Here is a 13,117-nt window from a genome sequence, read left to right on the forward strand (position 1 = left end):
TCAAGACTTTATAATGCCAATAATCGATTCTGAAATATCGTGTAAGTCAACGATCTCATCGGCAAAACCAGCTTCTTTTATTGCTTTTGGCATGCCATATACGACTGATGTCTTTGCCGATTCTGCAATAGTAATTGTTTTACCATTTTTCCGTAGCACTTCCATACCATTTTTCCCGTCATACCCCATGCCTGTCATGATAACAGTCAAAAAGTTCAACTCCGTATTCTCGGCAGCTGACTCCAGCAGAACATCAACGGATGGGCGATGTCCCGCACGTGGGGGATCCACAGCGTCTAGACGGACATAGTAGTACATGCCCTTTTTCATCATTTTAAGATGTTTGCCGCCCGGTGCAATATAGGCAGTACCATTTTCAAGCAACTCGCCATCTTCTGCTTCTTTTACATGAATATCACAAAGACCGTCCAGTCTATCTGCAAGGGATTTTGTAAAACCTGGAGGCATATGTTGAACAACCAGAATTGGAACACCGATTAATGCGGGTATACCCGTCAGCACTTCCTGCAGTGCCCTAGGTCCCCCTGTCGATGTGCCTATTATAACAAATGTTTTACCTGTTTTGGGAATCTTATTTTGAGACACATTCGTTAACTGACTCCGATTAGGAATAAAGGTAGGTATTTCAACGGCTTTATCAACCGATTTAGTGGTTGATTTTGAAATAATTGGCTGCGTAAAACGTCGGCCCGTAATCTTTCTTGTCAACGTAGACAGCTGTACCCCTGAAGCGGCAATAACTTTCCCTAGAATCTCCTCCTTTACCTCGTGGAGATTCAAGGATATTGCCCCACCCGGCTTCGCGACGAAGTCAACTGCACCATATTCCATAGCGAGCATCGTATTTTCTGCTCCAGTTTTCGTTGTGCTTGACAACATGACAATCGGCACTGGATGGCTCGACATAATTTCTTTTAACGCTTCGAGACCATCCATAATTGGCATTTCTACATCCAAGGTCACAACGTCTGGTTTCAAACTTTTCACCTTTTCGACAGCCTCTTTACCATTACGTGCAGTACCAACTACTTCAATTTCGGGATGGCCCGATAGGAAATCGGATATGAGCTTACGCATAAATGCCGAATCATCCACAACAAGCGCTTTCTTGCGATTGCCTGTATTCAAATCATCCACGCCCTTTCGCGAATATACTCCTCATCTTGCTTAGGAATCCTTCTCCTTGATTGAACTCTTCTTCAGAACTTGGACTGACAAACGTCTCTGCAATTGCCATCATTCTTTTGGATATAGGTGCCTTTGGATATAGTAGTATAAATGGCTCCTGTGCAAGCACTGCCTTGTGAACTACTGAATCTTCAGGCAGGAAGCCAAGAATCTTAGTCTCTTTCCCTAGGAACTTACGCATAGCATATTGAAGTCTCGTTACAGCATCATTGCCATCATCACCCTTTGAAACACGGTTACTGACAATACTGAATACCTTTTCCGGGTCTTGCAGGCAAATGAATTTCATCATGGAGTAGGCGTCAGTGATGGATGTTGGTTCAGTTGTCGAAATGACAATAATTTCATCGACAGCAACAATCAATTCGATTGAACGTTGCGTTGCCCCCGCTCCCATATCAAACAAGATGAAATCATATCCTTGTTGTAAATATTCGAACGCTTGGATTAGCCTATCGAACATAGCTGCCGACCATTCTATCACCATATCCAGCCCAGAACCCCCAGAAATGAACGACAAACCTCCAGGTGCTTCATTTACCACTTCATCAATTTCTTTTTTATTAAGTAAATAGTCTGTCAAACTATTCCGCGGGGCCATACCAAGAAGAATGTGGATGTTGCCCATTCCAATGTCCATATCAATGATAATTACTTTCTTACCTTTAGCTAATAGGGCGTGGGCGAAATTTGTTGAGAAATTCGATTTCCCAACACCGCCTTTACCACTGACAATGGCAATTGATTTTGACAGTTTACCTTGGGACTTCAGCATCTTGAGCCTAAGTGTTTCCGCCTGATCACGCATCATAAGCACCCTTTACTAACAAGGAAATCAGTTTCATGCTATCTGCCTCAGTAATATCTTCCGGGACTTCCTGACCATCCGTGTAATACGCAGTTCCGATACCATAGTCCTTCATCAGATTAAACATTGGACCAATTGATCCGGTCTCATCCATTTTTGTGAATATGAACTTTTCAACTGAAAATGATTTGAACTGTTCAATGATTACCCGCATGTCTTCTTCTTTAGACGTCATTGAGAGAACTAGATATGATTCCATATCTAGTGAAAAATCGATTAGAAGCGTCAAATCTTCTACAAACTTAGCTTCTTTATAATTTCGACCTGCCGTATCAATAAATATCAAATCACGGTCAGCCAGTCTCTCGATTGCTTGTTCGAAATCCTTGCTGTTATATGCAATTTCCACAGGAGCTTGCAACAAGTTCGCATATGTACGAAGTTGTTCAATAGCTGCTATTCGATACGTATCAGTTGTGATAAAACCGATTTTCTTCTTTTTTTCAAGAAGCGCCCGTGCAGCAATTTTGGCAATAGTTGTGGTCTTTCCAACTCCTGTTGGTCCAAGAACATTTATGAATTTTTTATTGAAAGAAATGCCCCCAAACGGCAAATCTCCGATTTCTCGTTCAAGAAATTGTTTCACAATAAGAAGTTGCTCTTCGTTTGTGAAATCTTTTTTCTCCGCTTTCATCCTGTCGTAAAGATTCTCCCCTAACTCAGTGATGAAATTTACGGACAGACCCTGTTTTTCAAGATGGGCAAGTAGCGGTTTCACGTCATCAGGGAAACGAGAATGAGTAGCTGCTTGTTGCATATCTTTCAACATTTTTTTCATTTCGTTCATTTCTTTTTTTAGTTCTATAGATGTATCGTCTTCTTGTACCGGGCGTGAAGAAATAATTGAAGAAGCTATTTCTTCTATTTTCGAAACCGGCTCATCAAAACCCGCAACAACTTCTACAGATTTCTTTTTATATAAACCTAGGAACCCTTTTGATTTAACAACAGTTGAACTAAGGATGAGCGCATCATCACCAAAGTCCATACGAACTTTTTTCATGGCTTCTACCATTGTTTCCGCTGTATATTTTTTCATTTTCATCAGATATCCACCACCCCAACACTTTGGACTTCAATTGAAGCCTCAAGTTCATTGTAAGATAATACTGGAATTTGAGGGAAGTATCGTTCCGTTATTTGTCTCAAATACATACGGATTGCAGGCGTACATAGGACAACCGGTGATTGGTCCATCAATGCGACACGTTCTACTTCCCCTGCAATCGACTCGAGAATTTCCTGGGAATGTTGCGGGTCAAGGGATAAATAATTGCCTTGTTCCGTTTGTTGGATACTATCCGCAATCATTTTCTCAACTTTGCCAGAGACGGTTAACACTTTAAGCGATTGACCAGCAGATGCATACTGATTTGTAATTTGCCTTGCAAGGGCCTGTCTAGCATACTCTGTTAAAACGTCGACATCTGATGTATATTTCGAATAATCCGCAAGTGTTTCAAAGATGATTGGCAAGTTCCGTACCGAAACATGCTCGTTCAGCAACTTCGCAAGTACTTTTTGAATTTCACCAATCGATAACGGTGTAGGCGTGAGCTCGTCGACAAGAATCGGGAATGTTTCACGCACATGATCGACCAGTTGTTTTGTTTCTTGACGGCCAATCAAATCTGCAGCATTCGCACGAATCACTTCTGTCAGATGCGTCGAAACAACACTCGGCGGGTCAACAACCGTATATCCGAGAATCTCTGCATCTTCTTTGACGTCTTCCGTTATCCATTTAGCTGGAAGACCGAATGATGGCTCGATTGTATCAATCCCTTCAATCGAATCGTCCCCGCCCGGACTCATTGCTAGGTAATGATCAAGAAGTAATTCCCCTCTTGCTAATTCACTTCCCTTAATCTTAATTCTATACTCATTTGGTTGTAACTGGATGTTATCCCTAATACGAACAACCGGAATAACGAGACCCAGCTCAATTGCCAACTGTCTACGAATCATAACAACACGATCGAGTAAATCTCCCCCCTGCGTCGCGTCAACGAGCGGAATAAGCCCATAGCCAAACTCGAATTCGATTGGATCTACATTTAACAGATTGACAATATTTTCTGGACTTTTTAGACCTTCCGTTTCAAGATCTTCTTCCATCTCCAATAATTCCTTAGGATCTTCTTCGACCTTGTTAGACATTATATAGGCGGCTACTGCAAGTGTAATCGCGATTGGAAGTGTAAATATGTCATTAATTGGTGTAGCAAGACCTAGTAATAGCACTGATACAGCTGCGACGTAAAGAAGTTTAGGTTGTCCAAGAAGCTGGTTTGTTATATCAGAACCAAGATTCCCTTTAGACGCGGCACGAGTAACAACTATACCTGTTGCAGTTGAGATAAGAAGGGCTGGTATTTGCGAAACGATACCATCACCGACCGTCAATTGTGAGAAGAGAATAGCAGCTTCTGCGAATGGCAGACCCATTTGAGCTACCCCAATTATCATACCAACAAGCAAGTTGATAATAACGATAATAATACCGGCAATTGCATCTCCTTTAACGAACTTTGTTGCCCCATCCATTGCTCCATAAAAGTCGGCTTCATTACTTACTTTTTCACGTCTCGTTCGTGCTTCTGTTTCAGAAATCATACCGGCGTTCAAGTCAGCATCGATACTCATCTGTTTCCCTGGCATTGCATCGAGCGTAAATCGGGCAGCTACTTCAGAAACCCTTTCCGCACCTTTTGTAATGACGATAAACTGAATAATGACAAGGATGACGAAGATAACGAGACCTACGACGATATTTCCTCCCGTAACAAAAGTACCGAACGTTTCAACAACTCCACCCGCATCTCCGTTTGACAAGATTGCCCGAGTCGTTGAAACGTTAAGACCCAAACGGAAAAGTGTAAGCAAAAGTAATAAGGTAGGAAAAATTGAAAACTGTAACGCTTCCTGCATGTTCATGGCTGTTAAAAGAACTAAAAGTCCAAGTGTAATATTTATAATTATCAAGAAACTTAAAAGCCATGGTGGAAGCGGGATGACAAGCATCGCAACGATCATGATTACCGCCGCGAGTACTCCTATATCTCTGAATTGCATGTCATCCCTACTCTCTTATATTTAATCAAATTTTACGTTGAATTCTGTATACATACGCAAGTATTTCAGCTATTGCTTTGAAGAACTCTTCAGGAATCCTTCCTCCAATTTCAACATCGTCATAGAGTGCTCTGGCGAGTGGCCGGTTTTCTACCATGACAATGTTGTTTTCAGCGGCAATCAATTTAATCTTTTGAGCAACAAAATCGACACCTTTTGCGACAACGATGGGCGCATCCATATCCCCGTCCTTATACTTCAGTGCAATCGCATAGTGGGTCGGGTTCGTGATCACGACATCTGCATTGGGCACTTCCTGCATCATGCGTCGCATAGCCATTTCACGTTGGCGCTGCTTAATTTTGGATTTTATAAGCGGATCCCCTTCGGAGTTTTTATATTCATCCTTAATATCCTGTTTGGACATCCGAAGATTTTTTTCATAGTCATATTTTTGATACATAAAGTCTAGAATTGAAATGAATAACAATACAAATGCTGCCGTTATTCCCATCAATGCGGCAAGTTGCCCGACCGTCGTTAATATATCCCAGGGGCTTTTAAATGCCAGTCCTAGTACTTTATCAATATTCGACATGAGGATAAGTGTTGTAGTTGTTCCGATAAATGAAATTTTCAGTACAGACTTCATTAATTCTACAATGGCACGGATGGAAAAAATCCGCTTAAGCCCTTTGATTGGATCTATTTTCTTCAAATCCATTTTCAATGGTTCAGCAGTAAGAAGCAAACCGAATTGAAATAGATTCCCAGCCACTCCTGCAACAACCGCTACAAGCATGACAGGCAATAGAAGAAATGCCATTTGAATTAAGACATCTCCATAAATGAGCATTGCCTGGTCCTCATCTAGATTGGATATAGGTATATATTCAGTGAATGCTTGATGGAAAAACACGAAAAAGCGATCCCTCATAAATCCTGCAGCAAAAAACAGGAATAGGAACACGGAAAGTAGCAGGATTGCACTTGTAACGTCCTGACTTTTTAAAACCTGACCTTTTTTTCGAGAATCTTGACGTTTTTTCGGAGTGGCTTTTTCGGTCTTTTCCCCTGCGAAGAATTGCAGATCAAGCCGCAACATCATACTAACCACCTCCAAGAATTAACATCAAGTCCCTCATGCTAATGATCATCACTTCAAATAATTTCTTCATCATTTGGACCATAACACCCATCATAATAAACAGAACGATAAAACTAACCCCAATCTTGATTGGGAACCCTACAACGAAAATATTTAATTGTGGCACTGCTCTTGCAGTGATCCCAAGTGCTAAATCGACGAGGAATAATGTCGCAACGATTGGAATTGACATTTGGAAGGCGATTGCAAACGAGGTTGCAAAAGTCCGAATGACAAAATCGGCTAGTCCCTCTTGACCAAAAGCCGGCCATAGTTGGTCTGCTGGTATGAATTGGTAGCTATAATAAATTCCATCCAAGAGCATATGATGGCCGTTTAACGCCAGTAATAAGAGGATGGCCAACGAGTTGAAAAATTGACCAAGAAGCGGAGATTGCGCTCCAGTTTGCGGATCAATAACGTTCGCAATCGCAAACCCCATTTGAAAATCGATAAAACCTCCAGCAATTTGAATGGCAGACATGACGATGAACGCGATGATTCCAATGAATAATCCTGTCATTGCCTCTTTCACGACTAATAAAAGATACGCCCCATTAATCTCCAGCACAGGCATGTCGACCGCATAGACCATCGACCAAGCAAGCAAGGCACCAAAAATGATGCGCTGAGTAGTCGGTATTGCACGATAAGAAAATAGTGGTAATGTAACAAAAAAAGCAGTGACACGAGTCAAGATAAGTAAGTATGCAGCTAATGAAGGGACTAGTTCTTCCATTTAATCACCCGATATACCGTCCAAGATTCTCAAAGATATCTGCTGCAAACGTTGTAACCCTTGCTAGCATCCATGGACCGAAAATGACAATCCCAACTAACACAGAAACAATTTTAGGCACGAATGCTAGTGTCTGTTCCTGAATCTGCGTGGTTGCCTGGAAAATACTCACGGAAAGCCCTGTCACAAGTGCAAGGATAAGGAGTGGGCCCGAAGTCAAAAGAATGACCCAGATTGCACGCTCTGCTATCTCTATGACTAATTCCTGTGTCATTCAAAACCCCTCCTAAAAACTTTGCAACAATGATTTGATAATGAGATACCATCCATCAACAAGGACGAACAGTAATATTTTAAACGGTAACGAGATCATGACTGGCGGTAACATCATCATCCCCATCGACATAAGAATACTCGCTACAATCATATCGATAACTAAAAATGGTATGAAGATCATAAAACCCATTTGGAAGGCGGTTTTAATTTCACTCAAAGCAAATGCGGGAACTAACATCGTCAGTGAGATGTCTTCTAGTGATTCAGGTCGATCCGCTTTATTGTAGCGAAGGAATAACTCCAAATCCTTCTGTCGAGTATGCTTACTCATAAATTCTTTGAGTGGGATACTTCCCTTTTCATAGGCTTCTTCAAGCGAAATCTCGTCCGCAAATAGCGGAGTAAGAGCCTGATCATTCACTTGCTGAAACGTTGGAGCCATGATGAAAAACGTCAGAAACAGTGCTAGTCCAACAATTACCTGGTTTGGAGGCATTTGTTGCGTTGCAAGTGCGGTTCTAACGAATGACAGAACGATGACAATCCTTGCAAAAGAAGTCATTAAAATTAGAATAGCTGGCGCTAAGGACAAGACAGTCAGAAGTAACATCATTTTGATAGATGTCGATACATTTGACGGATCACTGTCTGAAAAAAACTGAGCAATATCATTCATCGCGGTTGCGCTCCTTTTCTGTCAACCGGCTGATATGCCGTTTTCTCTCTTCTTTCATCTCCTCAAGCCTTGTTTGAAAAACAGTACTGAAATCGGATGACTCTTCCGTTTTCACATTCGAGTCACTTTTCGATTTACCCGTTACCTTAGCAAGAATCCGATTGAGCATCCCGGATACTATCTCCGTACTATTATCACTCGCGTAGAATTCTACTAGTTTGTCAATTTCATCAAGATCCGTAATTTCTTTTAACAATCGGATATCGTCTCCAACCCCAATAAGGTAATAGGATTCTCCTATGACGACCAGTTGAATCGATTTATGCTGTCCGAGCGAAATACCACCCATGTTTTTCATAAGTCGATTTTTATCGTAGAGCTTATTTTTCCGATTAACGAACTTCAATAGACCAAATAATAATCCAAGGACGAACACTAAAGCGAATAACGTTTTTATGTAGTCCCCCGCGGAGGAACCTACGTCCGCCTTGTCCGTAGTAAGATCATCAGCGGGCGGTGTTAATGTGTCCTCATCAGTATCGGTATCCTTTTCCGGGTCTTTGGTAAACAAATCTGACACCGGTTTGTTCGGATCAGCGTCGGTGTCTGCATGAACGGATGCGTACGGCAATTGGGTTACTAGAAAGATAATCAGTATGAAAGCTGACAAGTACTTTTGTACATTCGTTGATTTCATCCCCCGATTATCCTAATGCTTTTTCGATTGCTTCAACAACACGATCTGCCTGGAATGGTTTGACAATAAAGTCTTTTGCACCAGCTTGAATCGCATCGATTACCATTGCCTGCTGCCCCATTGCTGAACACATGATGATCTTCGCCGCAGGGTCTTTTTCTTTAATCGCTTTTAAAGCTGCGATGCCATCCATTTCAGGCATTGTAATATCCATCGTGACAAGATCAGGTTTTAAATCGAAATATTTTTCAATAGCTTGTACACCATCTGCTGCTTCGCCAACTACTTCAAAATTGTTCTTTGTCAAAATATCTTTTATCATCATTCGCATGAAAGCTGCATCGTCTACTATTAATATACGTCTACTCATTGTCATTACCCCCGTTAAATTATCTTAAATTGTTTAAACGTTCTACTTGACTTAAAATATCTGTGATTCGTACTCCGAAGTTTTCGTCGATAACGACAACTTCTCCTTTTGCGATATGGCGATTGTTTACTAAAATATCAACCGGTTCTCCCGCCAATTTGTCCAGTTCAATAATGGAACCGCTTGACATTTCCAAAATTTCCTTCACGGAACGCTTTGTTCTACCAAGTTCGACCGTTACTTGTAAAGGAATATCAAGGAGCATATTCAAGTTGTTGGACTCTGACTTGTTTAATGACGGACTTTCAAAGTTGGCAAACTGTGCCTGCTGAACTTGTACCTGCGGTTGTTGCGGACGCATTTGCATCTGCTGTTGTGGTGCTGGCTGTCCGTATTGTGCGTCATAAGCCGGTTGCTGCATCCCTTGTCCATATCCATTTTGTTCGTACGACTGCTGTTGCACTTGTTGTTGCTGTGTTGGCTGTGTTGGCTGTTGGTGTACTGGAGAAGGTTGCTGTTCTGTTGGTCGAGTCATCTCGGCAACTGCCGCAGTTTCCTCTTCTGCATCACCGCCCATGAGAGAAGCAACTAATTTCTTCCCAAATCCAAGTGGAACTAATTGCATAATGTTTGAATCGATCAGATCGCCTACTTTAAGCTCAAACGATACCTTTATCATTAAATCATCTTCGGGAATAAGATCCCGCCCTTTGTCTTCAAGGACATCCATCAAATCGATTGTTGGCGGTGAAATGTCGACTTTCTTATTGAATAAAGTTGACATCGAAGTTGCCGCAGAACCCATCATTTGATTCATTGCTTCTTGGACAGCGCTTAAATGAATTTCACCAAGGTCCATATTCGGATTTAAACCATCTCCGCCCAACATAAGATCCGCAATGATTGCCGCATCACTTTGTTTAATAACGAGTAAGTTCATACCGCTAAGTCCTACTGTATAGTCGACCTTAATAGCAACGTATGGATGGATGAATTCTTCTTCCAAAGCTTCCTTATCGACAACCGAAATAGTAGGTGTCGTTATATCTACTTTTTGTCCGAGCAATGCAGATAATGCTGTTGCTGAACTGCCGAAAGAGATATTCCCAATTTCACCAAGCGCATCTCTTTCCATATCATCTAAATAATCTGCCGTTACTATTTCTTTTGGGCTAGAATCCCCGGGCTCATCGCTTGACAAAGGTTCCCCACGTAATAGTGCTTCAATTTCTTCCTGCGAAAGGATATTATCACTCATCATCTTCATCCCCTCCAATCTTTGTATCAATTATCTGAACAGCCATCTGGTTTTTCAAATGGCCCGGCTGTGCTGTGAATTTCGGTATATCTCCGATTTTTATGACAAGTGGATCATCAATTTTACGATTTAGCTTTACGACATCCCCCACTTGTAGGTAGAGGAAATCCTCAATCGTCATTTCTGCATTACCTAGTTCGGCGATAACAGACAAAGGAGCTTGTTTCAATCGTTTTTCAAGAACCACAGTTTGCTCTACTGTCGGTTCTTTTTTGTTGGTCTGCATCCAATAGCGCACCGATAAGTTTGGTACAATTGGTTCAAGAACGACGTGTGGAATACAGATATTAATCATTCCACTAGATTCTCCAATGATAATATTGAACGAGATAACAACGACCGTTTCATTCGGCGATATCATTTGAAGGAACTGCGGATTAACTTCTATCTCCGTCAAAAATGGATCGATATCAATGATCCCTGACCATGCTTCGCGTAAATTGTCAAAGGAACGTTCAAATAAACTTGTCATGATTTTTAATTCAATTTCAGTCAAATTATCAACTTTACCTGGACTCTCTCCGACTCCACCCATCATGCGATCGAGCATCGTATAAGCAATGTTCGGGTTTACTTCCATTAGGATATTGCCATCTAGCGGTGGAACTTCAAATATATTGATCAAGGTCATATTCGGAATAGAACGTATAAATTCCTCAAAAGGAATCTGATCTACCGAAGCTACATTGATTTGGACATACGTTCTTAGCTGTGCTGAAAAATATGTCGTTAATAGTCTGGCAAAGTTCTCGTGGATCCTAGTCAAACTGCGTATCTGATCTTTGGAAAATCGAAGGGCACGTTTAAAATCATACACTTTTACTTTCCTGGTCTCATCTTCTTTTTTCATGTCTTCTGCAGACATTTCCCCTGTTGAAATCGCAGACAATAATGCGTCGATTTCACTTTGGGATAATATATCCCCGGCCATATGGTCACCTCCCGGTATCTGACTCTAGTGAAACTAATTACCTATATTGGTTAAAATACAGTGTCCCATTGAATTTGCTGGGTTTAAATAGGTGTTCATTTGTTCAACTTAACTAGTTATTGAATAATATACGAAACGATGTAGATCTTTTGGATTTCCCCATTTTGCATAAGGGGGTTAAGATGTGCTATCAAGGCATCCTCGAAAGCCTGTTTTCCGGCTTTCCCCTCAAGGTCTTGCGCTGTCATCTCGGAAAGTTCCTGGATAACAATATTTTTAACTTGGAAATCCCTTTTAGCAAGTTCTTCTCCTGCTAATTTATTATCTGTCTGGATTTTTAACGTGATTTTGATAAATTGTCGGTTGCCAAGATTTGTTGTGATTTCTTCAATGTCAACGGAAGATTCAACAATTTCATCAATTGTTGGCTCTTTTGCTTCATCGTCTTTGTTCAATTGCATAACAAGAATGAGTCCAACTACGCCGATAAGCGTGATGCAAACTAGTATAATAAGGGATACCGTCAGTACTTTATTCTTCATCTTCTTCACCTCGTATATGCGGATTGGATAATAACTGGACCGCCTTATAAAATTCGATGATACGGCTGTTTACCTCGTCAGCCGTATCAAAGACAACATATTTCGTTCCTGTCGTAAGGGTAATCGTCGTGTCAGGAAATGACTCGACTTTCTCAATGTACAATGCGTTCAATGTAAACTCGGTTTTGTTAAGACGCGTAACTCGTATCATATGTAAGGGGCCGGGCACAGAGCCGGCCCGACCCTCCTTTTCTAGTAAAGCTATGTTAGATTAATTGTGTTGTCAATTAATTATCGTTTCAAGTTGACGAGTTCTTGTAGAATTTCATCGGATGTTGTAATGATACGCGTGTTTGCTTGGAAACCACGTTGTGCGACAATCATTTCAGTGAATTCTTCAGCAAGGTCGACGTTGGACATCTCTAGGAAGCCGGATTCTACCTTGCCGATTCCTTGTGCAGTTGGGACGCCATAGACTGGATTTCCTGAGTTAGGAGAATCTTTGTAGTTGTTACCGCCTATTTTATTGAGTCCACCTGGATTCGGGAACTTGGCCATCACAAGTGTCCCAGCGTATTTAAGAACTCCTGCACTATCAACAAATGTGACTGTTCCATCTTGACCAATGCTCATGCTTTGAGCTGTAGTAGGTATAACAATTCGAAGGAATCCGTCTTGGGTAACTTCAACATCGGCTTCGGGATCAATTTCCAATAAAGCTGCAATGGCAGGATCGGATGGTGCCAGGAAATTATTAGTTTCTGGATCATAAGGCGTCTTCGGATCAAATTCCGGAGCACCCATTCCTACCAGAAACTGCCCTTCACCATTCACAAGATAACCTTCGTTATCCATATAATAGTTACCAGCACGTGTATATTGAAAGTTGCTCATCGTTTCAATAGGTACTCCCCCGGCGTCTACACCCATTTGACCAACCTGAAAGAACCCGTCCCCTGCAATCGCAAGGTCCAATGTATTCCCCGTAAACTGTGTAGATCCACCTGTATGGATTGTATCAATTGCCGCAATTTGTGATCCAAGACCAATCTGTTTTGCGTTAACTCCACCACGTACATCTCCAGATGCTGAAGCTCCAGCAACTGTCTGTGAAATCAAATCTTTAAAAATTGTACGGCCTTTTTTAAACCCGTAAGTATTAACGTTTGCGATATTGTTACCAATTACATCTAGTTTTGTTTGGAAGTTTCGTAGACCTGAAATTCCTGAGTACATTGAACGTAACATTTATATTTTTCCCCTTTCGAT

Annotated in this window: 15 protein-coding genes; all 15 read right to left on the bottom strand. The window is 41.4% G+C overall.

Annotation, left to right across the window (positions count from 1 at the left end):
- A complete protein-coding gene (locus MKX62_RS00370) occupies positions 1-1,149 on the bottom strand; it encodes a protein-glutamate methylesterase/protein-glutamine glutaminase (protein ID WP_340740396.1) in 1,149 nt (382 codons plus the stop codon).
- A 1-nt stretch (position 1,150) separates the two neighbouring features.
- Complete coding sequence (locus MKX62_RS00375; RefSeq protein WP_340740397.1) at positions 1,151-2,017, bottom strand: MinD/ParA family protein; 867 nt, start codon at positions 2,015-2,017, stop codon at positions 1,151-1,153.
- A complete protein-coding gene (gene flhF / locus MKX62_RS00380; RefSeq protein WP_340740398.1) occupies positions 2,010-3,122 on the bottom strand; it encodes a flagellar biosynthesis protein FlhF in 1,113 nt (370 codons plus the stop codon). Before flhF ends, MKX62_RS00375 begins: the two co-directional genes overlap by 8 nt.
- Positions 3,122-5,152, bottom strand: coding sequence for a flagellar biosynthesis protein FlhA (gene flhA, locus MKX62_RS00385; RefSeq protein WP_340740399.1), 2,031 nt, complete (start codon positions 5,150-5,152; stop codon positions 3,122-3,124). The genes flhF and flhA overlap by 1 nt, the downstream gene beginning before the upstream one ends.
- Positions 5,153-5,177: 25 nt before the next feature.
- On the bottom strand, positions 5,178-6,260 hold the full coding sequence (gene flhB, locus MKX62_RS00390; protein ID WP_445683514.1) for a flagellar biosynthesis protein FlhB: 1,083 nt from the start codon (positions 6,258-6,260) through the stop codon (positions 5,178-5,180).
- A gap of 1 nt (position 6,261) precedes the next feature.
- Positions 6,262-7,038, bottom strand: coding sequence for a flagellar biosynthetic protein FliR (gene fliR, locus MKX62_RS00395; protein ID WP_340740401.1), 777 nt, complete (start codon positions 7,036-7,038; stop codon positions 6,262-6,264).
- 4 nt (positions 7,039-7,042) lie between these two features.
- Positions 7,043-7,312, bottom strand: a complete 270-nt coding sequence (fliQ, locus tag MKX62_RS00400; protein ID WP_187045392.1) for a flagellar biosynthesis protein FliQ — start codon at positions 7,310-7,312, stop codon at positions 7,043-7,045.
- Between the two features lie 12 nt (positions 7,313-7,324).
- Positions 7,325-7,990 (bottom strand): flagellar type III secretion system pore protein FliP, encoded by a 666-nt coding sequence (gene fliP / locus MKX62_RS00405; protein ID WP_067211217.1) that lies wholly within the window; start codon positions 7,988-7,990, stop codon positions 7,325-7,327.
- Positions 7,983-8,687 (bottom strand): flagellar biosynthetic protein FliO, encoded by a 705-nt coding sequence (locus MKX62_RS00410; RefSeq protein WP_340740402.1) that lies wholly within the window; start codon positions 8,685-8,687, stop codon positions 7,983-7,985. The genes fliP and MKX62_RS00410 overlap by 8 nt, the downstream gene beginning before the upstream one ends.
- Before the next feature lie 7 nt (positions 8,688-8,694).
- A complete protein-coding gene (locus tag MKX62_RS00415; protein WP_067211221.1) occupies positions 8,695-9,057 on the bottom strand; it encodes a response regulator in 363 nt (120 codons plus the stop codon).
- A 19-nt stretch (positions 9,058-9,076) separates the two neighbouring features.
- Positions 9,077-10,315 (bottom strand): flagellar motor switch phosphatase FliY, encoded by a 1,239-nt coding sequence (gene fliY, locus MKX62_RS00420; protein WP_340742522.1) that lies wholly within the window; start codon positions 10,313-10,315, stop codon positions 9,077-9,079.
- Complete coding sequence (gene fliM, locus MKX62_RS00425; protein ID WP_340740403.1) at positions 10,308-11,306, bottom strand: flagellar motor switch protein FliM; 999 nt, start codon at positions 11,304-11,306, stop codon at positions 10,308-10,310. Before fliM ends, fliY begins: the two co-directional genes overlap by 8 nt.
- Positions 11,307-11,422: 116 nt before the next feature.
- Complete coding sequence (fliL, locus tag MKX62_RS00430) at positions 11,423-11,848, bottom strand: flagellar basal body-associated protein FliL (protein WP_187045395.1); 426 nt, start codon at positions 11,846-11,848, stop codon at positions 11,423-11,425.
- Positions 11,838-12,059, bottom strand: coding sequence for a flagellar FlbD family protein (locus MKX62_RS00435; protein WP_187045396.1), 222 nt, complete (start codon positions 12,057-12,059; stop codon positions 11,838-11,840). The genes fliL and MKX62_RS00435 overlap by 11 nt, the downstream gene beginning before the upstream one ends.
- 80 nt (positions 12,060-12,139) lie before the next feature.
- Positions 12,140-13,096 carry a flagellar basal body rod protein FlgG gene (gene flgG, locus MKX62_RS00440; protein ID WP_340740404.1) on the bottom strand — a complete coding sequence of 319 codons (957 nt, stop codon included), beginning with the start codon at positions 13,094-13,096 and terminating at the stop codon, positions 12,140-12,142.
- Between the last annotated feature and the right edge of the window lie 21 nt (positions 13,097-13,117).

Origin of the sequence: Sporosarcina sp. FSL K6-5500, from assembly GCF_038005665.1 — a bacterium.
GTDB classification, from domain to species: domain Bacteria; phylum Bacillota; class Bacilli; order Bacillales_A; family Planococcaceae; genus Sporosarcina; species Sporosarcina psychrophila.